This window comes from Vibrio sp. qd031, assembly GCF_002100145.1.
Classification (GTDB): Bacteria; Pseudomonadota; Gammaproteobacteria; order Enterobacterales; family Vibrionaceae; genus Vibrio.
On sequence record NZ_JXQD01000024.1, the window covers coordinates 383246 to 408564 of the forward strand.

Here is a 25319-nt window from a genome sequence, read left to right on the forward strand (position 1 = left end):
CAAATTTCACTTTATCAAACACTGTGTTAGCATACGCAATGTGTCCCCTTAGTTCATTCGGATAGAACGCGAGCCTCCTAAGCTTGAGAGACAGGTTCGAATCCTGTAGGGGACGCCACTTGCCGCTATTTTTCGTTAAAAATCAGACATGCAATAAAAAAATCCCAATCTGTGGTGCCGACGAATTAAGTAAAATCTAGAGTAATTAGGTCTTTTCACCTATTTTTCACGCTTCAACAATTAAAAATGGTGCCGTCTTTCATTATTTTTGAATGGTAAAGCACAATGACAAACCAATTTAGTTAGATTTGCTCTGTGATCTGCTCCAGCAAGACTGGACACTTCATTAAGCGACATTTTGCTGTTCAAAGTTAACTGGGCTTAGATACCCAAGAGCACTTTGCCTTCTCGTCCGATTATAATCAACCTCAATGTACTCGAAGACCGTTTGGCGAATCTCACTTCTGGTCACGATCGGTTCGTATTGGATCGCCTCGACTTTCATAGAATGGAAGAAGCTCTCAACATACGCATTATCCCAACAGTTTCCTTTTCTATTCATACTTTGTTTTAGATTATAAACACTTATTATGTCCCTATAGTCTTGTGAGCAATACTGGCTACCTCGATCACTATGAATAATAACATGCTCAGGGAACCCTCGACGAACCAGAACCAGAGCCATAGACAATGCATCGCAGACCAGAGTTGCCGTCATCCTCGTATCCATTGACCAACCGATCACTTATCGTGAGTAAAGGCCGATGATGACAGTCAAATACAACCAGCCTTCGCTCGTGGCAATATATGTGATATCTCCCGCCCATTTTTGATTCGGAGCCGTTGCGTTAAATCCTGTCGCTTCATACTGGCGGCAATGGTCTTAACATTACGGCTATCACCATTCCCAATCAGCTCTTTCTAGAAGCACCTTGAGCCATCACGACCTTTACTATTGTTAAAAGCCTCTTTGACTTTTTCATCAAGCTTTTGGCGTATTGCCTCATGCTAGATGGCCTTGTGGCAATGCTTAATCCAGTAATAAAACCCACTTCGTGAAACTTCGAACACCTTAGCCATGTGGACAACATTGAAGCACAGAGGGTGTTCGAGCATAAATTCGAAACAATCTACTTTAGATTTTTCGCGAAGTAGGTGGCGGCCTTTATTACGATATCTAGCTCTTCTGCTTGCTCAGCCAATTGCCTCTTTAGCTTGGCGACTTGAGCAGCGAGATCTCTTTCACGCTGACTGGTATTGGTGTCTTTTTTAATTGCCTTACGCCGACCGTAGAGCTGGGATTCGTGCAACCCAAGCTGCCTCAGCAACTCCCACTTTCTCTGATAGCTTCAAAGCTTCTGCCTTAAATTCAGGGGAGTGTGTAATTCTAGTTTTGTTAGTTGTCATTGTTCACCTCGTTAGTGATTGTGCTCACTTAACTCGGTGTCTTAAACTGCTGGGGCGGATCACGCCATTTTATTTTCCAAATTTAGGGCGCAAAAAAAAGCCGAGTATTGCTACACGGCTTAACATGATAGAAACGAACTGGTAAGTTACTAGCCTTCCAAATTCGTAAAATTCAGCATTACAAGTCGATTTAGAGGCGTTCCATTAATTATGTAGTTATCCACTAAACCTTGCTCAAGTTCATAACGTTGGTGCATTAGCTCTAAGGCAAGGTTACTTGTCCCGCTACCGCAAGACTCATAAGTGATTTTAACGCCTGTAACATCCATCAAAGAAGCGTAGTGGTTTGCCCCGTCACAGTCCCTTCGAAAATACATCCCTGATAGGTCAGTGTGAATTTATCATTGACTATCTCAAGTGTGTCGTTTGAATCGTTTGAGTGCAGCATTAGTGAGTCAAAGTGTCCTGGTTCGTAGTCTTGATCGGGCCAACCCATTGGTGTTACCTGCCCTAGAACAGATTTAATGTTGATATTATGTGAGTCGATGGACGCAGAAATTGGCACTTGTACATTTGTATAGGCATCTAACCCTAGATCCTCAAGCGTAAAACTTAACTCAATCGTTTCGTTGTTTTGCCCAACTAATTCCATCGTATGAGAGAACGGCTCTACTATCTTGTTAACATGGCCGAACGCCTTGTAGGGTTCGCCATGTGCGGCAGCGAATATGTCGCTTCGACTTGATGGCCTTTAGCATCACCATCGCGGCCACTGTCACCACTGCCGCCATCACCACTGCCACTGCCACCGCCACAACCGGCAATCAATCCAACTGATATGAGTGCAGTGAAAAAGAGTTTTTTCATTATTAGTTCCTTCTAATTTAAAAGTTTAAGGCTTGATGAAATCCAGTTGGCGACCTTCGGTGTAGATTGATGGGACTGTTTTGTTAATGCTGTATTTCACTGTCATGCCGCCATCTTGTCGTTCGTACTGTGTAGGAAAAGACGGGCTATATAGATGAAATCCACTTGGCAATAAACTAGTAAATTCGCGCATCATTTCATCATAGTTTTGATTAACCCCTCCCTTCACTTGCAATGCGTGTGGCGTGAAAGTTCCTGCTACAGAGTATTGTGATTGTTCAGCCCTTCTATCAGCACCAAACAAGTAAACAGGCTCATTATTTAGTGGTGTCGTAGCCACAACACCTTTAACACGATTCCTGATTTCAGTGTTTACCGGAGTATAAAAACCTACATCGTAAGACTCAGAACCGATGGTCAATGTGGTGTTTCTAAGTCCTTTTGAATAAGGATTGTCTTGAGTAGATACCAAACCAAATTGAGATAGGTATTGCACCTTTGCCGCTTCAATTGTGTCTTGCACATACACTTGAGCATCTTCTATGCTCGCGAAATTTGACTGCGGAACAGCAATAATCCAACGAGGTTCACTTGCCGCATGGTTGCTATTAGCAATCATGGCAGCACTACCACCCGCAATGTCGATCACCCCTGTTAAGTTTCCACTTAGTACGCTCAACGCACCAAGAGCGGCCACATACTTGCCACCGTTGCTTTGCTTGGTAAGCTCAGTCTGAATAGCTGCAACTTCCTCTAGAGTGAAGTCCTTTAGTGGGCTTTTATCGCGCAATAAAGCCGTTTGATTTGCAATGTTGTAGGCTTCACTGTGATTCGTCATCAAAGGTTGAGTATCAATTTGATCAGGTGTTGACTTACACCCAAACAAACCAAACGAAGAAATAGTGATACAAACGAGCGCTAGTTTTTTCATGGGAATACCTTGTTGTTCCATCTAATTAATAAAATAACGTGCTAATTTAACTTCCAAGATCTACTGGTTTTTATTCCATCCATCTTCGTAGGCGCTGCGTCTGATCTCATCAATATCCACATCTTCAAAGCGCTCTTGATTTCGTTCGAGTACATTTTGTCGTGACCCATCATCGGTAAAGTCTAACGACGAATTTATCATTGACTATCTCAAGTGTGTCGTTTGAATCGTTTGAGTGCAGCATTAGTGAGTCAAAGTGTCCTGGTTCGTAGTCTTGATCGGGCCAACCCATTGGTGTTACCTGCCCTAGAACAGATTTAATGTTGATATTATGTGAGTCGATGGACGCAGAAATTGGCACTTGTACATTTGTATAGGCATCTAACCCTAGATCCTCAAGCGTAAAACTTAACTCAATCGTATCGTTGTTTTCCCCAACTAATTCCATCGTGTGAGAAAATGGCTCTACTATCTTGTTAGCATAGCCGAACGCCTTATAGGGTTCGCCATGTGCGGCAACGAATATTTCGAAAGTATTGTCCTTCCAAAACTTTGCCATCATAAGCAACTGCGGATCATTTAAGCTAGGGGCTACTAGCGAATATGTCGCTTCGACTTGATGGCCTTTAGCATCACCATCGCGGCCACTGTCACCACTGCCACTATCACCACTGCCACCGCCACAACCGGCAATCAATCCAACTGATATGAGTGCAGTGAAAAAGAGTTTTTTTATTATTAGTTCCTTCTAATTTTAAAGTTTAAGGCTTGATGAAATCGAGTTGACGACCTTCGGTGTAGATTGATGGGACAATATGATTTAGTGCCTGATACTTGCCCTCACCGTGAATGTACTGTTGCGGGAACGAGGGTATATACATATAAAATCCACTAGGTAGGTATGCTGTGAACTCTTTTTGGATCTGGCTATAAGATTTATCGGTCACTTTGTTGACGAGTAGGTGAGATAAAGCAGGTGGTCCAATAGCCACTTCTGATGTGACATACGCCCTCTTAGCTGCCCCAAATAAATAGACATCTTCATCGGTCACGTTCCAATATGTTTCTACCCCATGTACGTTGTCTTGAAAATGCGGATTAGAATACAGACCGAGGTTTATTTTTTGTCCCTCGTAATCTAGGAACAAGTTAATATGTCCTGATAGCGATGAGTCTCCAAAATACACTTTTCCATACTGCCCAAAGTATTGTATTGCTGCATTTTCGATTTCACTTAGCATGTACTTTTGTGCTTGACCGATGTCACTAAACTCTGATTTGGGAATCGCGACAATCCAACGAGAATACGCAGACGCATGATCACTATTTGCTATCATTGACGCACTACCACCCGCAATGTCGATCACCCCTGTTAAGTTTCCACTGAGTACACTCAACGCACCAAGAGCGGCTACATACTTGCCACCGTTGCTTTGCTTGTTAAGCTCAGTCTCAATATCTGCAACTTCCTCTATAGTGAAGTCCTTTAGTGGGCTTTTATCGCGCAATAAAGCCGTTTGATTTGCAATGTTGTAGGCTTCACTGTGATTCGTCATCAAAGGTTGAGCATCAATTTGCACAGGTGTTGACTTACACCCAAACAAACCGAACGAAGAAATAGTGATACAAACGAGCGCTAGTTTTTTCATGGGAATACCTTGTTGTTCCATCTCATTAATGAAATAACGTGCTAATTTAACTTCCAAAACCTACTGGTTTTTATTCCAACCATCTTCGTAGGCGCTGCGTCTGATCTCATCAATATCAACACCTTCAAAACGCTCTTCATTTCGTTCCAGTACATTTTGGACCCATCATCGGTAAAGTCTAACGACGACCCTGCGCCTGTTAATGTGCCCATATTGACGTTACTAGCATCCACGAAGCTCCCTGTTTTAATGAGAATAGCTACCCATTCATCGAGGTTCACCAAGCTCCAATCGACCTGTGTAATGTCTTCAATAGATAGGCCAGAGCATGGAGGGTTCTTGGGTGTGCCCCATGACAACCCCATATGTGGTTATTTTGCGACCTGTTCCACAATGATTCTGGACATTTTCATGCTATAGATTTCGCTGTATTGGTTGAGAACTAATTAGCTAATCTATGGCAAAACACAACTAGCAACAGACAAGAACTGAGTATGATGTTTCTACAAAGGAAGGCATTGACATAGTGGGCGCTGGCATTCTAAATAAAAAGCCAACTTAGGTAGCGGTTGGCTTTTCTTAAGGGACTTTAAGTTACCCGAAGCAGCACTTTAAATATTGCTACCTGAATCTAACCACGGCGTACCTTGCAATTTGGGATACCCTTCCAAATAGGAGATGGTTGCCCCAGCTTCATCTTGTATTTTGCGTACGATATCGAGGAACGTTTTTTCAGTCCACTCTTCAGGTGTGCCGACCATCGCATCAGCCATGGAGCGCGAAATCTGTTCTAGTCCACCCGTTTTTTTAGAAAATTGTGCGTAGAGGTTGAGGTGATAACCTTCAGTAGCGTCATTTTTGTATGGAAATAAACAAGCTGTCAAATCGAGACTGTCAGAACCAACCACTTCACGTTTCGCTTTTGCTATCCACGTCGCATCTTTACAAACAACCATTTTAATGCTGTTTTGTGCACCCATTAACGCTTCAAGTTGGTGACCTTCAAATGGATTAACCAATTCAAATTGGCCTGCTTTTTCGGGTGCCTGATAACCAATCATCAATGGTTGTGATTCTTCAGCTGAATTGACGTTTTGACCCAGCCCATTGCTTGCCAGTTCAGCTACAGTTTGACGATCAATATCCGTTTGAATGTCAAAAATGCGGTAATACTCGACCATTTGTGTTTTTTCAGCTAGAGAGTTATTAACCGCACCACACCCGCTGATTATCCCAGTTGCGGCAGCAATGGTGACTAAACTTAATTTTTTCAATTGTATATTCCTTTAAGTAAATACCGGTCCGAAGTTACAGAATATCAACCTGTATAATATAAGCCTTTGATATATATCAAGTTATACATCTATAATGGCAGCTTAGGCGGCGCTTATTAGTACGCACTGTGAGGTCTGTAACTTACATGATGACAATTCTAATAGTGAAAGTTTAATGCCATCAAAACACGTTTCGAGGCATATAAGCCATCTACCTTATTGCCACCAATACCAGCATCCGAGCAAAAGTGAGCGGTTAATTTGAGTTCATATTCTTAATCATATGGGGTACGCTAAAAGAGACATGAATCATAAGTTTACGATTAGTAACAATTAAGCCTTTAGTCTTTTTATCAATTTAGAAGTTTGACCCATTAGCAGACATAAACTTTAACACTGCAAAAGTTTATTTCTTTTTGTCCACTCTATTACGCCAAACCAATACTCAGAATAAATAGCCGCGTTCTCCCATTTATCACTACCAACTGTAAGCAAGTGCCAAATAGTGACTAATTGCGTCAGCGCATTACTGCTCATCGCAGCGATTAAAAAAAGCGATAGCTACTCAGATATAGACAAGAAACTGATTAAAAAAAGAGCTTTATTGTATTGTTTTGTGACAATATTAACTGCCAATTTGATGCCGTTTTTCTTAAAGTAGAGGTTGGTTTTAAATATGGACACATTAATTAATGCTCTCCCTAAAGGATTTCAATGTTCGCAACAAAATGCGAGTGCTTATCTCTCTTTCAGTTGCACTACTTTTCGTCAACTGCTACGTGATTTTGCATCAAAACTATCTTGATATGCACCAGACTCGGCAGCAAAGCATTCAGCAACAAGTCGAAACGGCGGCTTCTATGTTAAGTGGCTTTGCGGCCCAATACCCAAGCGATAAAGAGCTGGCCAAACAGCAGGCGATTGACGCCCTACGTCATGTTCGGTACGACGGCAGCAACTACTTTTGGGTTACCGATACAAATAGCAATTTGGTTTTACACCCTTTGCGTAAATCAAGTGAAGGAAAGTCTATGGCGCAAGTTTCCGATGCAAGTGGTCATTTGCATTGGGCGGAGATGACTCGAACAGCGCTATCGAATAAAGCGGGTTTTGTTAAGTACGATTGGTTGTCACCTCAAAACGACGTCCACCATAAAGTCTCGTACGTTCAACTGGTGCCTGAGTTTGGGCTTATCGTGGGGAGTGGTGTATTTACCGACGACATCGATCAGGCATTTTGGTCTGCTATTCGCTCAACGTTAATTTTTTCGTTCGTCAGTATCGCTATTTTGCTGTTTTGCTCTCGTTGGATCGTTTTGGATATTACACGCCCACTTCAACAACTCAGAGTGCGAGTCGGTGAGCTTGAAAAAGGCGACCTATCGGTTGATTTCTCACTGGCTCGCAAAGACGAAATTGGCGACATTGCTTTAGCTCTTGAACACTCAACAAGCATGCTTAGAAACACCTTGGTCAGAGCCAAAGAAGCAGGTAAGAGCGCCGAAGAGATGGCGCAAAATGTCTCGGTAATAAGCTCACAAAGTGCAAAGAGCATAGAGGAGCAGCAACAACAACTCTCTCAGCTGTCAGTGGCAATGACAGAAATGAGCGCAACCATTAATGACGTTGCTCGCAATACTCAATCTGCGTCAAGCAATAGCAGCAGTGTCAAAGATGATCTCAATGTGAGCTATGAGCTAATGAATGAAACCTTATCAGCGGTGCAGCAGATGACTCAGTCTATAAGTCACTCTAGCGAAATGACTCATGCGCTCGAACAGGGCGTTAGTGACATTACATCTGTTACTAAAGTGATTCAGGACGTGTCAGAGCAAACCAACTTACTGGCTCTCAATGCAGCCATTGAGGCCGCTCGCGCAGGAGAACAAGGGCGTGGTTTCGCCGTTGTAGCCGACGAAGTAAGGCAATTGGCTGGGAGGACACAATCGTCTACCAACGAAATCCAGTCCACTATTGATGTGCTCACTCGCCAGTCGAATGAGGCGGTTAGCTCCAGTGAAGAGTCAAAGACTATTGTGCAGTCGACTAACGAGTACGCTAAGCAGACGCAAACTTTATTAAACGGCGTTCAGCAAGCGTTATCCGATACGGACGACCTGATTTCTCAAATCGCTACCGCAACCGAGCAACAAGGTAGCGTGACCGAAGAAGTAAATAGTAATGTCGATCATATCAGCGAAGCAGGTTTGGAAATCAGCAAATCGGCGCAACACCTTAACCACCAAATAGAAGCGCTAGCCCAATCCGCAAACCAGCTCAATCAAGAACTTAAGCAGTTCAAAATTTAGTGACGAGAGCAACTTAGACTGAATGGGGTACGCAGTAGCGACTGTGTACCCCTTTATTTGAGCAATATTAAATACTCGAAGCCTTCAAGAAAGGTGCCCCCCGCCCTCGCAGCGCATATACTTATCCCATATTTAACAGCACAACGATGGGATCACGATGCTTCGCTACACTCACTGAGTACCGTCTGCAATGAGTGGCTTCTTTTGGATTGGCAATGTACGCCGATGATAAACAGAAAAGCATGCAGGCTAGCATTGCTACCGTCACACTTTCCTGACATCATTCACCCCATAGGTCGATATGAACCTACTTATCCATTAAATGAGGCTCGAACATATGTCTATTTCGAAAGACCCAACCGAACGTATGAATCAATTTTTTAAGGCGGCAGCGTCGCAACGTAAGATTTGGCTTTTAATTGACGAGCATGGAAGTGTATTACTCAATACCGAAGAAGAAGAATGCGTGCCAGTTTGGCCTTCGGAAGAAGATGCGCTTGCTTGGGCAACACAAGAGTGGGAAGGGTTTACCGCAGAAGCTATTTCTACCGCTAAATGGCAAAGCCGCTGGACTGTTGGCCTAGCAGAAGACGATCTATCTGTGGTGGTCTATCCCGACGAAAATGGTGAAGGGATCGTGCTGTTTCCAGACGAATTTGAATTTGAGCTCAAAAAGCGTATGTAATTTGATTTTTTGTGGGGCTGATGCCCCACAAACCTTAAGCCATCTCTTTTTCTATTTGCAACAATATCTGCTCACTTGCTTCCTCAATAAGATCGAGTACCACTTCAAAGCCTTTATTGCCTCCATAATAGGGATCAGGGACCTCTGAATGTCCACTGTGACCAAACTCTAAGAACAGTTTTACTTTGTGTTTATGCTCAGCAGGTGCCATTTCGAGCATATCGGCGAGGTTTGCATGATCTGCGGCCAATAGCAGGTCAAACGTTTCGAAATCCTTCTCGACAAGTTTGCGCGATTTTATTCCTTTAAACGAATAACCTCGAGCTTCACCCGCTTTTTTACTTCTTGGGTCGGGAGGATTGCCTTTGTGATAGCCAATGGTGCCTGCCGAGTCTATATGAAGATCATCCAGTCCTTTTGCTTGAGCTTTTGCTCGTAGTACAGCCTCACCCGTTGGTGAGCGGCAAATGTTGCCCATACAAACCACTAAAACGCTATATTTATTATTATTTTTCATAAACTTAAACACTAAGAAAAACCTTTGCATTACCCTTGTTAGCTGTCATTTACTCTAACAGATTCAGTGAAGGGTGAATAGTTTTGCACCACCCAATTCAGCACCCAGCGGCCTATTACAAGGCGCTGTACAACCAGACAACTTAAATAAAGCGATAGCTCGCAACAAAAAAGCGCAAGCAGAAAATCACCTGCTTGCGCTTTATAACGTTTTACCAATAGGTTCTGATTACACCTAGGGAATTCTTAGCCTTGCTGCTCAGTTTCGCTAGATTTAATATTAAAGAAAATAGCGTACAGAACAGGGATGATCACCAATGTCAGCAGTGTCGCGAAGGTTAGACCAAACACCAACACAACAGACATCGATTTAAAGAACGCATCAAAGAACAGTGGAATGACCCCTAAGACTGTCGTCAATGCCCCCATGATTACCGGTCTAACACGACTCGCTGAAGCATCAACAACCGCGCTGAATCTTGCCTTACCTTCCGCAATCTCTAAATCAATTTGGTCCACCAGAACGATCGCATTTTTAATCAACAAACCCGACAACGAGAAAGTACGCTCGAATAACTGACATAAATCAATAAACCCTACTAAAATTAGGCTCAATTAAGCAGAAAGGTCTTTTCTAAACTTTTTCTAAACCGAAGCTTGTATGACAAATGCTAGGTTTATTCAGTTACATACAATGTAAGTCTACAGATTTGTATTTAAGGAGAAATCAAATGCACGGTGAACAAGCATCAGCAGGGAAATGTCCCGTCATGCATGGTGGCAATACCACTCTTGGCGGTAAAGCAACAAAAAACCTAGATTGGTGGCCAAACCAACTGAACCTCAAAATTCTTCATCAAAACGACACCAAATCCAACCCGTTGGGTGAAGAGTTCAATTACCCTCAAGCGTTCAAAACACTTAACTTAAAAGCGGTTAAACAAGACCTTGAAGCGCTAATGACCGACTCAAAAGAGTGGTGGCCAGCGGATTATGGTCATTATGGACCCTTTATGATCCGTATGGCTTGGCATGCCGCCGGTACCTATCGTACTGCCGACGGTCGCGGGGGCGGCAACACGGGCAACCAACGTTTTGCACCGCTAAACAGCTGGCCAGATAACGGTAACTTGGACAAAGCACGTCGCCTATTATGGCCGGTGAAAAAGAAATATGGTGCCAACCTCTCTTGGGGTGACCTGTTTATTCTTGCGGGTAACGTAGCGATTGAGTCTATGGGACTTAAGACCTTTGGTTTTGCCGGTGGTCGTGAAGACATTTGGGAGCCAGAAGAAGACATTTACTGGGGTGCAGAAAGTGAGTGGCTAGGTGACGAACGTTACGATGGTGAGCGTGACCTTGAAAATCCACTAGCAGCGGTTCAAATGGGGCTGATTTACGTCAACCCTGAAGGCCCTAATGGTAACCCAAGTATTCTCGCTTCTGGTCGTGACATTCGTGATACCTTCGCGCGTATGGGTATGAACGACGAAGAAACAGTCGCACTGGTTGCCGGTGGTCACACCTTCGGTAAGAGCCATGGTGCTGGCGACCCTGAACTAATGGGACCTGAACCAGAAGCTGCGCCTCTGGAAGAGATGGGCTTTGGCTGGAAAAACGGCCACGGCAGTGGTCTTGGCGACGACACCACCACCAGTGGTATTGAAGGTGCTTGGACACCAAACCCAATTCAGTGGGATAACGGCTACTTTGACATGCTCCTTGGCTACGACTGGGATCTGGTTAAGAGCCCAGCAGGTGCTTGGCAATGGGTACCAGTAGGTGTGACAGACGAACATAAAGCACCGCAAGCGCACGATGCGACAAAACGCGTTACGACCATGATGACCACCGCCGATATGGCGATGCGCATGGATCCAATTTACGGTGAAATTTCTAAGCGCTTCCACGCCAACCCAGATCAATTTGCCGACGCATTTGCCAGAGCTTGGTTTAAGCTAACGCACCGCGATATGGGTCCTAAGAGTCGTTATTTAGGCGAAGAAGTGCCGAGCGAAGATTTGATCTGGCAAGATCCTCTGCCAGCCGCGGCAGCAACGACGATTAATGACAGTGACATTGCTGAACTTAAGCAGATGATTGCCGACAGCGCGCTTACGATTGCTGAACTTGTTTACACCGCTTGGTCTTCAGCCTCAACGTTCCGAGGTTCAGACTACCGTGGTGGTGCCAACGGTGCACGTATCCAACTTGCTCCGCAAAAAGACTGGGAAGCGAACCAACCTGAGCAGTTAGACAAAGTATTGACCATCTACAAAGGCATTCGGGCAACCTTTAATGCCCAAGGTAATACCGTGTCATTGGCTGACCTTATTGTCTTAGGTGGTAATGTGGCAATAGAGCAAGCCGCTAAAGCTGCGGGTTACGAAGTGACGGTACCTTTTGCAGCAGGTCGCGTTGATGCAACAGAGCAAGACACAGACGCGGAGTCGTTTGAGGTGCTAGAGCCGATAGCCGATGGCTTCCGTAACTTTGCCAAGAAGACCTACTCGGTCCCTGCTGAAGAGCTTCTTCTCGATAAAGCGCAACTGCTGAAACTGACCGCACCAGAAATGACGGTATTGATCGGTGGTATGCGTGTCTTGGGTGCGAACCACGATGGCACACCGCACGGCGTCTTTACTGACAAGCCAGGTACTTTGACCAACGACTTTTTCGTCAATTTGACTGATATGGACACTGAGTGGAAACCGGTTTGTCCCCACAACAGTGCTTATGTAGGTACAAGCCGCAGCACGGGTGAGCAAAAGTGGACAGCAACTCGCGTCGATCTCGTCTTTGGCTCTAACTCGCAACTTCGCGCGTTGGCCGAAGTGTATGCGTGTGACGATGCTAAAACTAAGTTTGTTGACGACTTTGTTGCAGCTTGGGTGAAAGTGATGAACGCAGACCGTTTCGATCTAGCGTAATTGACTCTTCAACTCAACATAAGGTGAGCATTTTGCTCACCTTTTTTGTTAGCCGCTCGTCTAGTTGACTGAAACAGTCATACCTATCTTCGCTACGTTTGATGCGGCAGGTGAATGATAAACTTTGTGCCCTTTACCCCATCAGAGTGCGCTGTAATCTGCGCACCATGCATATCCAATATACCTTTGGCAATCGTCAGTCCTAATCCTGAGTTTCCATCTGATCCACTTCGTGCACGCTCTATACGATAGAAACGATCAAAAATATGCTCAAGCTGTTCTGGTGCAACTCCACACCCGCTATCTTCAATACGCACTTCACAATAGTCGTTACACTGCTTCGCACTGATCACGATTTTGCCATTATTCGGAGTATGTCGAATTGCATTTTCCAGTAGGTTGCCCAGTACTTGAAGCATACGCGCTTCATCCAAATACAAACTGGGTAACATAGACTCAAGGTTGAGCAGTAGGGTGATATGTTTATCTTCGCATTTTGGTAAAAACCGTTGATGCACTGCCACCAACAACCGATCAAGTGGGACTTCTGACATTTGTAAGCTCAGCGATTGCGAATCGGTTTTAGCCAACAAATTCATGTCTCTAATTAAGCGCTCAACCAGTTTAAGCTCGTTGCTCACAATATTAAGGCGATCGTTGTTAAGCTCTACATCACCGTGTTGCGCCATTTCAATATACCCAGAGATAACTTGAATAGGTGTACTAAGATCGTGGGTAAGGTCTGCCGTTAGGCGTCGCCGTTTTTGATCCGCTTGAGTGATGCTCTCACTCATTTGATTAAACCCAATGGTCAATTCTGCCAACTCATTATTCGAGGTCACCGGTACTTGCTGATAGAGTCGTCCGTTCGCCATCGATGACATGGCGCTATAAAGCCTATCCATTGGTTTAAGCAGCCAACGAGAAAAGACCAATCCAAAAATCAGGGATACAATCACCCCAACCAAAATGGAAATTTTGAGAATTTCAGTGAAGTTTTCTTGAAACAGTTGACGCTGAGAAGCAAGACTCAGTCCAGTCGCTTCAGGGGGAACTATCCACGCAACGACCGCTCCATTCACCGTTATCGGTTGCGCCTCTTTTAGATACGCCTTAGATATAACGTCGCCAACTCGAAAATCGAGAAAGTTGGCGAGAACAGTATTGGTGTCACTCACCACGCCATGACGTTTAGGACCACCGGGGCTTCTCGGAGGAGTATTGCTCGAGTTTGATGGCGTTGGTTGAATGTCAGTCTCTGGACCTGGGTTGTCAGATCGCGTACCAAAGTACGGAAGGTATTGCGGGTGTAATGAGGCAAAATAGGCTTCAAAACCATCCCAGCTTTCTTCAGCTTCGTACCAACTTGTCACTTCAATCACCATCTCTTCTGTTTGGTAGCCAAGCTTAAGCTGTGAAATCCGCAGTTCCGACGTAAAAGCCACCAGCGCATACATCACACACGCGGTAAACAGGCTCACTAATAAATAGGTGGCAATAAATTGATAGCGAAGCGGCCACTTCATGAAAGAACGACCTTCAATCGATACCCCACGCCAAACACCGACTCAATTTCAATCTGATCCATTGTTGAGGGCTGTAATTTTTTGCGCAGATTTCGGATGTGGATCTTAAGAGTAGATTCGCTGCCACTAAACCCTTGTTCAATAAGGCTGCATGAAATTTCTGCCTTGTTGACCGCACTTTCTGCAGACTGCATCAACAGCTTTAATAACGCGCATTCTGCTTTCGTCAAATCGATAACGTCATCGGACACCCGCACTTCATTACGGTTTAGGTCGAGAGCAAGTGGCCCGACTAATAGCTGATCATGGTGAATAAAACTGTGATTGCTGCGCTTCAACACCGCTTTAATTCGCGCCAACAATTCTTGCATGCGAAAAGGCTTACTTATGTAGTCGTCAGCCCCATGGTCAAAGCCTCGAACAATATCTTGCTCTTCTTGTTTCGCACTGATCAAAATAACAGGTAACTGACTGTTTTCACGTATCTTATCCAACAATGCATAGCCATCCATTAGCGGCATCATAATATCGAGCAGCACTAAGTCAGGCTTTGATTGTCTGATTTTTTGTAAGGCTTCTACTCCGTTTGAAGCGCTCATTACCAAAAAATTGTGGCTGGCTAAAAAGTCTTTTAGCAGTTGCTGGACACTGTGTTTGTCATCAACAACCAAAATGCTCAGCGTTCTAGGTTGGTTCTCCAATGCTTCGTGCCCTGTGGTTAAATACTACTTAAGAGTTACAATAATGCTGTGGATAAGCAAGAGAAATGAGTGATCATGTGAAGCTTAAACAAGAATTGAAAAAGACTAACCTACAGTGTGGTCGATTGGTCTTATAACAGCGGTTAACTTATTGATGTTAGTCACTTGGTAATCTGGGTCCGCAGTGTCTACGGTAACCATGGAAAGCGCGTCAACTTACGCCTGTAATTGCCCTTTCAATTGCTGCCCCATCAACGGATGGCTAACCCACCCGTGGCTGTTAACTCATTCCTTGTAAACGATTGTACCGACTCCACCATCATCAAGGATGATGCGTTTGCAGTATCAATCGTTGTTTGTGTGTCTGCTTGCCTACAAGCCTTCTAGCCCAAAGATAGTCAGTGAGGCTACTATCACGCTTGAAAGGAGGGTTTCATTCATCTTTGTTGGTTTTTTGTAGTCTTTTCTTAGAGTGTGTAGGGTCTAGCGACTCACAATGAGCCGCTAGTTTTAGATAAAGTTAGCAATCTGTCGCGAGGTCTGGTTGTTCAACGTTATCGTCAACCGCCTTAACCAGCAGTAGACCCACCAAGAACACAATGGCACCACATAGAACAAATATCATGCGTCCCCATAATGGGTTAGGCAGTGCAAACATTGCCATCACTCCCACGCCAGCAACAGCGATCAGTGAGCCAAGCATGCGGCGCTGTTTGTTATCCAGTTTTTTCTGCTCAGTAGATTCTGCGACTAGTGGTGTATTTAGATTTTCGAAGAACTTGTCTACGTTCTTCTGGCGCTCTTCAGACAATGGCTTATAGAACAGCGTGGTTAGACAGAAGAAACCAGCCGTAAAGATCAAGTGACCAATAAGACCTATCGCGACTTTTAAATCAGACCATTCACGTCCTGTTAGCGGCTCTAGGTTGAACCAGTTCGCGACCATCTCGGCGTTGATCACAAAGCCAACGAAGTAAGAAACGATTGCACCTACCACCAAGGTACCCCAACCTGCCCAATCTGGTGTCTTTTTAATAAAGAAGCCACAGAACGCCGGGATGGTCATTGGGAATCCAATCAACGCGCCAACGTACATCATGGTGTCAAACAGGCTTAGCCCTTTCAGTGAGTTGATGAACAGCGCCACCAAAATAATGGCGATACCAAAGAACGTTGACGTCAATTTAGACACTAACATCAGCTCTTTTTCAGATGCTTGAGGACGAACAATCGGCTCGTAGAAGTTTTTAACGAAAATGCCCGAATTACGGTTAAGTCCTGAGTCCATAGACGACATGGTTGCTGCAAACATTGCCGCAATCAATAGACCGACCATACCTGCTGGCATGTACTCTTGAACAAAGTATAGGTAAGCAAAATCACCGGCTTTTGAGCCTGCATCTGGGTAAGTTGCTGCAAGATCAACGCCTTGACCCGCAATGAACCAAGAAGGCATAAACCAAATGATTGGGCCCATTGTCATGAGAATACACGCCAATAGCGCTGCTTTTTTAGCGTTTTTGGAGTCTTTTGCCGCCAAATAGCGGTAAGAGTTCAACATGTTGTTGGTGATGCTGAACTGCTTGAAGAAAATAAAAAATGCCCAGATGCCAAAGATGCTTAGGTAGTTAAGATCGTTGCCTGAAACAAACGATCCCCCCTCTTGAATTGGGAAGTTGTTGACGATTTCACCAACGCCGCCACCTTGAATAATAGCAACCACTGCACAGGTAACCGTCACAGCCATAATAATGACCATCTGCATAAAGTCAGAGGCAATAACCGCCCACGAGCCACCAGTAACCGACATCACCAATACAACCAATCCGGTCAAAATGATGGTAGTGGTCATATCAAAACCAAAGATACCCGAGGCAATGATCGCTAGACCATTTAGCCAAATACCGGCCGATATCACGCTGTTTGGCATACCAGACCAAGTGAATACTTGCTCGTTGAGTTTACCAAAACGCATGCGAATTGCTTCAATCACCGTCACCACACGTAGTTGGCGGAATTTTGGAGCGAAGTAGAGGTAGTTCATCAAGTAACCAAATGCGTTGGCCAAAAAGATAAACGCAACCGCGAAACCATCGGTATAGGCTTTACCCGCAGCACCAGTGAACGTCCAAGCACTAAACTGCGTCATAAACGCAGTCGCACCGACCATCCACCACAACATGCTGCCGCCTCCGCGGAAGTAGTCACTAGTGGTACTTGTGAATGTTCTAAACATCCATCCAATGGCAATTAAAAATAAGAAGTAAATGCCGACTATTGCAGTATTGAGATCCATTATATTTTCTGTTTACTAAAGTGTGAAAGAGATATTTGGATAATAACCAGGCCGAGATTAACTTGTAGTACAATAATTCAAATAGGTGATTACGCTCAGAGTTTTTTCCATTATTTTAACCGTAGAAGTGATCGAGATCTTACCTTTACTTTTCCACGACAAATAATAACAAAGAGAAATATTCAGTAATAACTAAGGCACTTATAAAACAACAAGTTACAAATTTACGTCGAAATTTGTGATTATTATTTGTACTGGCAATTCGATTTTATATGCAGGGAGAAATGTTTACTTACAGGAGGAGGCAATTTGCAACAATTGGATGCAATTGTTACCTTATAAAGATGAACATAGTGTTTGAAATTGACATTTCTCTATTGATGGATACGTTCAACCATCCAAAATAAAGTATAGGTATGTTTTATTGCTGCTTTTATACAGGCCACGTAAAAGCCATTTGTATTATGTAACGTCAACAACTTGCATTAAATATCATCAAATAGCAACACTGCTCGCCTTGCTTCAGCCTCGGTGCAGTGAGTACTTGCCACCAAGTGGCTAATAGAGGTGGCAGGGTTTTGTTGTAGAAGCCGTCTTAGCTTCTCTTCCAATGGGATAAGCAGATCTTCATAAGGAGCGAGTCCTTGGCGGAGCTTTTTTATCAGGTAAAATTTATTGTCAATGCTCAGTGTGTCGATTGTCTCGATAAACGCATCAACATCAATCGCACGCCCCACTAGCTGCCAGTGTCGTGAACGACGAACGCGACCTAATAGACATTGGTGCTGCTGTGCCACCACTTTTAACTCGCGAGCACTTTGCCCACCAATACGATGAACAAGCGATGGCAGCGCGATAGTGATAGGTTGGTTGGGCTGTGAGGGTGAGTGAGTCAAAACACAAATACGTTGTTTAATAAACGTAATAATATACCGCAAAGAAGTGACAGGCGCAGCCTGCTAGTACAAAGGCATGCCATATCGCGTGGTTATAGGGTATCCGCTTAGCCACATAGAATATCACCCCTAGTGAGTAGATAAGCCCTCCCGCTGCAAGCAGTGCTAATCCACCTGGCTCGAGATGTTTTGCGAGTTGGTAAATCACGATCAGCGACAGCCACCCCATAATCAGGTAGGTGATGAGCGACGCCTTTTTAAAGCGATACACAAACGCAACTTTCATTATCACGCCAATAATTGCAATGGACCAAATCACTATCATCAACCCAATGGCCAGGGGCGTGCGCAAACTCACCAATAGAAATGGGGTATAGCTGCCGGCAATAAGCAGGTAAATGGCACTGTGATCAAATGTTTTGAGGGCACGTTTTAAATGTTGATGTGGAATGGCGTGATATAAGGTTGAGGCTAAAAACAGCACTATGATGCTGCCCCCGTAGATACCCATGCTCGCAATAGTCAACGCATCCGCATTGTTATTAACCGATTTAACCAACAGCATGATCAGCCCACTGATTCCAAGCACCATACCAACAGCGTGTGAAACGCTGTTTAATAGCTCTTCTTTCGCGGTATAGTGTGCAGGACTTTTTTCTGTCATTAGGCGCTCTCCTCATCAAAGATCGCCAGTATCGCACATTTCAGCGTACAAGTGTTAGCTGAAATGTGCGAGGTATGAGAGTTGGCAATTGAAGCTGCTTTGGCTCAATAAAGCATAGCTAACGTTATCGAAACTGCGGCATGAAATCGAGATTAACCTCGATGGTCTCATCTAAGGCGTTTTCTAACATCGTACCTGTCGTCACTAATGGATTAAGGATTAGTGCGCTGGTACTGTAACCCTGTAACGCTAACGGTAGTATTGTTGCTCTCGTTCAATATCGGTGTCATCTTCCGATGGCCTTGTAGGCCCAAGATATTCAGAAGGCAAAGTGGCATCGTAGCTCTTTCGGTAAAGTGCAGGGCTTAATGCATAACGTTTTTTGAACAGTGTAGAAAAGTAAGCGGGGTCAGAGTAACCAACTTGCTCCGCAATGACCGACACCGGCATATCGGTACTGATCAATAAGTTCGCAGCTTTAGTTATCCTGACATCCATCTGATAGGTTTTTGGACTCACCCCGTAAAGCATGATCCAAGAACGCCTAAAGCTTGAGTACGACAAGCCCATTTGCTCAGCCAGTGTCCAGAAATTTAAGGGTTGATGACAATCTTGCTTAATACTCATAGCAAGATCTCGAATGGAGCTGATCACTTTATCTTGATGGTCCACTTGCTTGGGCATTTTGGATGTCACTAGCAAGGTTTCACATAACTGCTCAATGACATCGGCAGGTTGGTTTGAGTCTATGGCGTCGGTGAGCGCGAGTATGCAATTTTCTACCGCGAAAAAGTTATGAATAGGCCAAAACATCTCGTCGCTTTGCAAAATGTTTGACGACCTATAGCGACAGAGTTCATCGGGCTCATAGATAAAATAAAACTCTTCCCATTTACCGTTTTTTAACGGCCCGTACTGACAGTGGTCGCCGGGTTTTTGAACCAAAACACAGGGGGCTTTAACAAACACCCGCCGACCATTTATCTGATAATTGCCTTCACCCGAAATTAAAAACGAGAAGTTAAGCGTGGTGTTGTCATAGGTAAGAATGAATGGCTTGTTGGGGAAGTAGCCAAACTCGACCAGCCCTAAATTGCTAAGGTGACGACGCGCATTGGTAAGCACATGCAAAAAACCGTGGTTATACAGATAATTCATATACTTTCTCACCCGTTTCTAAGCCGGATTTCCATTTTAGAACAGCTATTGCAATTAGGTTATTAATTCGCCACCTGACGATCCGAATATGTGACTGCTCACGCGCTATTGGGGTAGAACCGCTATAGACACGATCCCAGTCACATTGAACGATTTGTTAAAGTCGGTTGAACAGTTTCTCTATTAATTTGCCCACTTCTTCTGGTTAACATTCAGTTGTGCTTGGATTATTTGGAGAGATGACCATGAAATGGATATGTTCCACAGAACACAATAAGTGGCAACACAAAACTATTAACACAAGTCCTCCTCCTATCGAAGCAGACTGTCATCTGTTATTAGGTGCTGGCCGAGACCAAGAAATGCTGGGCTTTGGTGGGTGCTTTAACGAATTGGGCCACATCGCGCTGCTTAAACTTAACCCAACCGATCAAGCGGAGCTTCAAAAGCTTCTATTCGATCCCAACTACGACGGTTTGCGCTTTAATTTCTGCCGCATGCCCATTGGTGCCAGCGATTATGCAGCGTCATGGTACAGCCACAATGAAGTGGCAGATGATTTCTCAATGGATTACTTTTCAGTAGACCGAGATGAAGAGCATCTACTGCCCTATATCCAGTGGGCAAAAGGCATGAATCCCGATTTAGAGCTGTTCGCCTCTCCTTGGAGTCCACCAACCTGGATGAAGTTTCCACAAGCGTACAATTATGGTCGTCTGAAAATGGAAGACGCCTACCTCACTGCTTACGCAGACTATTTTGTTCGGTTTATTGAAGAGTATCGACTTCGCAACATCAACATTGCGCAGATCCACGTGCAAAATGAGCCGATGTCTTCGCAGAAATTTCCTTCTTGCGTCGTGACAGGCGACGAGTTTGCGCGATTTATTGGCGACTACTTAGGTCCAGCCTTCGAACGCAATCATATTAACAGTGAAATATGGCTTGGGACGCTTAACGGGCCCGAAATAGACGAACGTAAATTTTCTTCTAGCTATCACAACTACGCCAACACGGTATTACATGACGCCAATGCCTATAAGTACATACGTGGCGTCAGTTACCAGTGGTGCGGAAAATATGCTATGAAGCCAACCCGCGACAGTTGGCCTGAGCTTAACCTCATTCAATCTGAAAATGAGTGCGGCGATGGAGAGAACAGCTGGGAGTATGCGCGCTACGTCTTTGATCTTTTCCAACACTATCTCAGTTTAGGTGCTTATGCCTATGTCTACTGGAACATGATTTTGGAAAAAGAAGGTGAAAGCACTTGGGGGTGGAAACAAAACTCTCTGGTTGTGGTGGACCAAGAAACACAGTCCTATGAGCTTTCCCACGAATTTTACGTCATGAAGCACTTTTCACGTTACATTCAAAAAGGCGCTCATCGCATTGAGCACAGCGGCAGCTTTAGTGCTAGCAGTGTGGCATTTGAAAACCCGGACGGCTCCATTGTCGCGGTAGTGTTTAATCCGCTTGCACGTGATATGACGCTTGAGCTCACCATCAAAGGCACAACAACTTGCTTTGAATTACCGGGTGACTCTATCAATACCCTAGTCTTTGAGTAAGCGGACATTATTTCCAGTGTTGATGGTTAAGCATTCACCAAATCAGTCACTTGGCTAAAATTACGCTATATTGACATGAGTACCCCACTGCAAACTGGAGAAACGACAATGCAACTTGCCCAACTCAATGTAGCCTTAGCCAAATACAACTTAGAGGCGCCTGAAATCGCTGACTTTGTCGATAATCTGGATACCGTGAATGCAATTGCTGAGGCCAGTGATGGGTTTGTGTGGCGTTTAAAAGATGAATCAGGCGATGCCACTAATATACTGCTGTTTGACGACCCCAAAATGATCGTGAACTTATCGGTTTGGGAAAATGTAGAGTCGCTTAAAAACTTTATGTTTCGTACTCATCATCGCGACTTTATGCGCCGTAAAAGTGAATGGTTTCACCCACTCCCTGAAGATACTTACGTATTGTGGTGGGTGGAAACTGGTCATATCCCAAGCGCTCAAGAAGCACTTGCGAAACTGACCTATTTACGCGCCAATGGAGACTCACCTCAAGCGTTCAGCTTTAAAAGCAATTTTACACCCGAAGATTTAATGTAAGTACTCACTTTCATCTTAGTGCTAAATAATATGTAAAATCTAGTTCCAAGTAATGATAAGGCAGCGTGTCGCTATGCTGCCGCTTGCGACAACTTATACCCCCGAGACGTATAGGCAAATATTGCCATAAAGACCGCTGCTGCAATCACTCTCACAATAAGTGACATATCTGGCCAAACTAATGCAAGCCCTGCCACCAATAACACCGCTCTAAGCGCAATATTCAGCTCGTACTCTAAGTAGCCCTCTATAGCAGCCACAAAACAGTAAGTGCCGATAATGGCAAATACACCTGTAACAATCACCGTTTGTACATTCCAGTCCACCAAACCGCAGTAAGCAATGAGTAGCGGAACCAAATACAAGCCTTTTGCGATTTTCCACGCCATAAGACCGGTGCGCATGGGGGGAGTTTTTGCAATGGTCGCTGCTGCGAACGCCGTCAAACAGACCGGTGGCGTGACATTACTGTCTTGGGATAACCAAAAAATAATCAGGTGTGCAGCCAATAGGGCCAATGCAATCGATTCAGCGCCTAGGCTCTGCTCGAGTAGCATGGTTTTGAAGTCCGCAGGCACCAGACCCAGTAGCGCAATGGCATCAACTTCCGACATCGGGCTTGCCAGTAACGCGAGTTTATCGGGTGCAACCAACATAAAAATGGCTTTTGCGTCTTCAGGTAACGTGCCACTGACCAGCAGCTCTATCAGTTGATGTTCTGCAATCAACTTGTACAGCGCAGGGGCCGACAGCGTGCCTAAGACAATGTAGGCAGCCGTAACCGGCAGCCCCATACCCAAAATGAGTGATGCAGCGGCAATTAAAAGCAGCATGAGTAGCAGCTCACCTTGCGCCCACCCTTCAATCATCAATGAAAAGGTATTGCCAATACCAGTGGTACTGATGACATTCACCACCAACCCAATTCCGACTAACAATATCGCCGTGGTGGCCATATTCTTAGAGCCTTGTGCCATTGCTTCGACCACTTCTTTGAGGCCCATTTTGTAATCTTTAGAAAACCATGAAGCGACCACGACCGATATGATGGACAAACCGGCGGCATAAGTTGGAGTAAAGCCTTGGATCAACAGTGTCACGAGCACTACCAGCGGAATTAGGTTATGCCACCCTGAAATCAACACCTTACTGAGAGACTGCTCCGATACATCAATTTTTTGTACGCCACTGCGCTTGGCCTCGATGCGCACAAAGAACGCAACCGACAAGAAGTAAATCAGCGCCGGCATAAACGACACCGCAATGATATCGACATACGGAATTTGCGTATAGGAGGCCATAATAAAGGCTCCTGCCCCCATCACGGGTGGCATTAACTGCCCACCGGTTGAAGCGGCAGCTTCCACGCCGGCTGCAAATCGCGAAGGAAATCCTGCTTTTTGCATTAACGGAATGCTAATAACCCCCGTGGAAACGGTATTTGCCACACTAGAACCTGACACTGACCCCATTAATCCTGAGCCGATCACCGCGATAAATCCGGGGCCACCGATGATCTTCCCAGCAGCGGCGCGCGACACTTTAATGATGTAGTCACCCACGCCCGATTTCACCAAAAATGCACCAAACAGTATGAACATGAATACAAAGCTCCAACTGATCCGCGCAATTGGGCCAAACATCCCTTCTGATGAATAAAAACTGCGGTAAAGTAAAGTTTCAAGACTCAAACCAGGGAAATGAAATATGCCTGTCGCCCATTTCCCCCAAAGCACCACATAGCTCAAACAGATAACGATCAGCACTGGAATAAACCAGCCCATTGTTCGACGAATTAATTCAATCACTATGGCAATGGCCAGTACTGCAAACACCCAATCGCTGGTAACAAAAGAAACGCCCCGCGCATACAAAGCGTCTTCCGCTAGGGGGACATAAATCATGCAGGCGATGGCTGCTAGGGCAATAGCACAATCCAGTATTAGCGCTTTTCGACTGTTTTTTAACGAAGGATGAGCGGGATACCAAAGCGCGCACATCACTGCAAAACCGGCAAAATGCACCACCGAAATGTACAGCTCATTAAGCGTCGAGAAAGTATTAAACCAAATATGGGTGACGGCTAAAAGCACACCAAGTAGAGCAATAGCACGGTTAATCCATGGAAAGTCGGTACGGGTTGGTAGCTCAAACTGCTGCAGTTTTTCATTAATGGATTCACTCATTCCTTTGCCTTGACGTTGGTTATTTTGGGATTGGGACTTTTTTCGTTGTTGGCGCTCTGTTTACGCTCTTAGCCCAAATGAAAAGGGTCTGCTATTCCTTGCAGACCCATTCTCCGGATTGGTATTACTTACCTTTTAGTTCAGTAGGAACCGAAATCCCCACTTCTTCGTAATAGCGCACAGCCCCAGGGTGCAGAGGCAATGGCAAACCTGCGATGGCTTTTTCTAGCGCCATAGCTTTGGTTGCTTTATGAATACCTTGTAAGAAAGCTAGGTTTTCATAAACCGCTTTGGTGAGCTGATAAACGTCTTCTTCGGTTACGTCGTGACGCACGGCAAGAAAGTTAGGCTGAGCAATAGTGGTGATTGGCTCAGACACGTTAGGATAGGTATTAGCCGGAATTTCGTATTTGGTCCATAGATTGTAGTTACCGTTAGCTTGTTTAATTTGCTCATCGGTAAACGACAGGATCGTAATCTCGTCGCCCATCGCAGCAAACGCTTGAGTCACCGCACCCACTGGCACACCCGCTGGTGTATTCATTCCGTCGATGGTGCCGTTTTGCATGGCACTGGCACTGCCGCCGTACCCCATATGCGCTAAATTGAACCCTTCAGGATCCACGCCAAGTCCTTTCATAATCTGGCGGCCAGAATTTTCTGTACCTGAGTTCTTCTTACCAATAGAGAATTTTTTACCTTCTAAGGCAGCCAAGTCACTCACGGTACCGGTAGTGACATAATCGCTTTTTACAATCAGGTGCTCAACGTTTTGCCACAACATCGATACCGAGCGAAGATCAGTTTGAGGCTCGGAATATGGGCCCTCACCGTTAGCCGCCCATGCACCATAAAGCCCTTGTAAGATCGCAAATTGAGCCTGATTTTCATTCAGTAGCTTTACGTTCTCACCCGAGCCAGCAGAGCTAATGGCTGACAAAGAGAACTTGTACTGCGGGGTCAGTTTCACTTTACTTAGGGTTGCCAACGCCACACCAACGGGATAGTAAGTTCCCCCTGTTGAAGCGGTAGCCAATATGTAACTGCGATCTTCTGCATGTGCCAATTGCGCGGTACTCATACACGCCAGTGCAACTGCCAATCCTTTTGCAAGGGATTTGATGGTCATGATCTTCTCCATGTCACTAAAAGTTAATTAATTGTAAAAATTATTAATAATTATTCGTATTAGCCTTTG

At 44.8% G+C, this 25319-nt stretch carries 22 protein-coding genes, 1 tRNA gene and 2 pseudogenes; 6 read left to right on the forward strand and 19 right to left on the reverse strand.

Annotated elements, in window-relative coordinates; all coding sequences use genetic code 11:
• The first annotated feature begins 42 nt into the window (after window positions 1–42).
• A tRNA-Arg gene (locus tag ST37_RS10550) sits at window positions 43–118 on the forward strand.
• A 228-nt stretch (window positions 119–346) separates the two neighbouring features.
• Here ST37_RS10550 and ST37_RS10555 read toward each other — a convergent pair.
• The 9 genes and pseudogenes from ST37_RS10555 to ST37_RS10595 form a co-directional block, all read right to left on the reverse strand.
• Window positions 347–1407 (reverse strand): annotated as a pseudogene (locus ST37_RS10555) (IS3 family transposase).
• 328 nt (window positions 1408–1735) lie between these two features.
• Window positions 1736–2059, reverse strand: coding sequence for a hypothetical protein (locus ST37_RS10565; protein WP_084886052.1), 324 nt, complete (start codon window positions 2057–2059; stop codon window positions 1736–1738).
• Between the two features lie 20 nt (window positions 2060–2079).
• Window positions 2080–2274, reverse strand: a complete 195-nt coding sequence (locus ST37_RS10570) for a hypothetical protein (RefSeq protein WP_084886053.1) — start codon at window positions 2272–2274, stop codon at window positions 2080–2082.
• Window positions 2275–2299: 25 nt separating this feature from the next.
• Window positions 2300–3205 carry a hypothetical protein gene (locus tag ST37_RS10575; protein ID WP_143698183.1) on the reverse strand — a complete coding sequence of 302 codons (906 nt, stop codon included), beginning with the start codon at window positions 3203–3205 and terminating at the stop codon, window positions 2300–2302.
• Window positions 3206–3265: 60 nt separating this feature from the next.
• Window positions 3266–3406 carry a hypothetical protein gene (locus tag ST37_RS20010; RefSeq protein WP_172400982.1) on the reverse strand — a complete coding sequence of 47 codons (141 nt, stop codon included), beginning with the start codon at window positions 3404–3406 and terminating at the stop codon, window positions 3266–3268.
• Entirely contained in the window at window positions 3375–3902 is a 528-nt protein-coding gene (locus ST37_RS10580; RefSeq protein ID WP_084886057.1) for a hypothetical protein, read from the reverse strand. Before ST37_RS10580 ends, ST37_RS20010 begins: the two co-directional genes overlap by 32 nt.
• A 64-nt stretch (window positions 3903–3966) precedes the next feature.
• Entirely contained in the window at window positions 3967–4854 is an 888-nt protein-coding gene (locus ST37_RS10585) for a hypothetical protein (protein WP_143698184.1), read from the reverse strand.
• A 41-nt stretch (window positions 4855–4895) separates the two neighbouring features.
• Window positions 4896–5219 (reverse strand): hypothetical protein, encoded by a 324-nt coding sequence (locus ST37_RS10590; RefSeq protein WP_143698185.1) that lies wholly within the window; start codon window positions 5217–5219, stop codon window positions 4896–4898.
• A gap of 246 nt (window positions 5220–5465) precedes the next feature.
• Entirely contained in the window at window positions 5466–6128 is a 663-nt protein-coding gene (locus ST37_RS10595) for a hypothetical protein (RefSeq protein WP_084886062.1), read from the reverse strand.
• A 692-nt stretch (window positions 6129–6820) separates the two neighbouring features.
• Here ST37_RS10595 and ST37_RS10600 point away from each other — a divergent pair.
• Complete coding sequence (locus tag ST37_RS10600) at window positions 6821–8437, forward strand: methyl-accepting chemotaxis protein (protein ID WP_084886064.1); 1617 nt, start codon at window positions 6821–6823, stop codon at window positions 8435–8437.
• A gap of 367 nt (window positions 8438–8804) precedes the next feature.
• On the forward strand, window positions 8805–9122 hold the full coding sequence (locus ST37_RS10605; protein ID WP_242426287.1) for a DUF2750 domain-containing protein: 318 nt from the start codon (window positions 8805–8807) through the stop codon (window positions 9120–9122).
• A 34-nt stretch (window positions 9123–9156) separates the two neighbouring features.
• Here the strand turns inward: ST37_RS10605 and ST37_RS10610 are convergent, their stop codons facing one another.
• Window positions 9157–9600, reverse strand: coding sequence for a low molecular weight protein-tyrosine-phosphatase (locus ST37_RS10610; RefSeq protein WP_084886659.1), 444 nt, complete (start codon window positions 9598–9600; stop codon window positions 9157–9159).
• A gap of 284 nt (window positions 9601–9884) precedes the next feature.
• Window positions 9885–10196, reverse strand: a pseudogene (locus ST37_RS10615) (efflux RND transporter permease subunit); the annotation flags it as partial.
• A gap of 173 nt (window positions 10197–10369) precedes the next feature.
• Between ST37_RS10615 and katG the strand changes: the two are divergent.
• The gene (katG, locus tag ST37_RS10620) at window positions 10370–12568 is read left to right on the forward strand and encodes a catalase/peroxidase HPI (RefSeq protein ID WP_084886068.1); all 2199 of its coding nucleotides are present in this window, start codon (window positions 10370–10372) and stop codon (window positions 12566–12568) included.
• A gap of 92 nt (window positions 12569–12660) precedes the next feature.
• Here the strand turns inward: katG and ST37_RS10625 are convergent, their stop codons facing one another.
• The 6 genes from ST37_RS10625 to ST37_RS10650 all read right to left on the reverse strand — a co-directional run bounded on the left by ST37_RS10625 (window position 12661) and on the right by ST37_RS10650 (window position 19809).
• Complete coding sequence (locus ST37_RS10625) at window positions 12661–14094, reverse strand: HAMP domain-containing sensor histidine kinase (protein WP_084886070.1); 1434 nt, start codon at window positions 14092–14094, stop codon at window positions 12661–12663.
• A complete protein-coding gene (locus ST37_RS10630) occupies window positions 14091–14795 on the reverse strand; it encodes a response regulator transcription factor (RefSeq protein WP_084886072.1) in 705 nt (234 codons plus the stop codon). Before ST37_RS10630 ends, ST37_RS10625 begins: the two co-directional genes overlap by 4 nt.
• Before the next feature lie 520 nt (window positions 14796–15315).
• Window positions 15316–17091: a sodium:solute symporter family protein gene (locus ST37_RS10635; protein ID WP_084886074.1), complete on the reverse strand. Its 1776-nt coding sequence runs from the start codon at window positions 17089–17091 to the stop codon at window positions 15316–15318.
• A 485-nt stretch (window positions 17092–17576) separates the two neighbouring features.
• Complete coding sequence (locus ST37_RS10640; RefSeq protein ID WP_172400983.1) at window positions 17577–17987, reverse strand: ribosome recycling factor family protein; 411 nt, start codon at window positions 17985–17987, stop codon at window positions 17577–17579.
• A gap of 16 nt (window positions 17988–18003) precedes the next feature.
• Window positions 18004–18651 carry a hemolysin III family protein gene (locus tag ST37_RS10645; RefSeq protein ID WP_084886077.1) on the reverse strand — a complete coding sequence of 216 codons (648 nt, stop codon included), beginning with the start codon at window positions 18649–18651 and terminating at the stop codon, window positions 18004–18006.
• 249 nt (window positions 18652–18900) lie between these two features.
• Window positions 18901–19809, reverse strand: a complete 909-nt coding sequence (locus tag ST37_RS10650) for an AraC family transcriptional regulator (protein WP_084886079.1) — start codon at window positions 19807–19809, stop codon at window positions 18901–18903.
• 245 nt (window positions 19810–20054) lie between these two features.
• Here ST37_RS10650 and ST37_RS10655 point away from each other — a divergent pair, with 245 nt between their 5' ends.
• Together ST37_RS10655 and ST37_RS10660 are read left to right on the forward strand one after the other, a co-directional pair.
• Window positions 20055–21380, forward strand: a complete 1326-nt coding sequence (locus ST37_RS10655) for a glycoside hydrolase family 30 protein (RefSeq protein ID WP_172400984.1) — start codon at window positions 20055–20057, stop codon at window positions 21378–21380.
• A 108-nt stretch (window positions 21381–21488) separates the two neighbouring features.
• Window positions 21489–21935, forward strand: coding sequence for a DUF3291 domain-containing protein (locus ST37_RS10660; protein WP_084886083.1), 447 nt, complete (start codon window positions 21489–21491; stop codon window positions 21933–21935).
• Between the two features lie 71 nt (window positions 21936–22006).
• Here ST37_RS10660 and ST37_RS10665 read toward each other — a convergent pair whose 3' ends face one another.
• Both ST37_RS10665 and ST37_RS10670 read right to left on the reverse strand, forming a co-directional pair.
• A complete protein-coding gene (locus ST37_RS10665) occupies window positions 22007–24121 on the reverse strand; it encodes a TRAP transporter permease (protein ID WP_084886085.1) in 2115 nt (704 codons plus the stop codon).
• A 124-nt stretch (window positions 24122–24245) separates the two neighbouring features.
• A complete protein-coding gene (locus ST37_RS10670; protein WP_084886086.1) occupies window positions 24246–25250 on the reverse strand; it encodes a TAXI family TRAP transporter solute-binding subunit in 1005 nt (334 codons plus the stop codon).
• Between the last annotated feature and the right edge of the window lie 69 nt (window positions 25251–25319).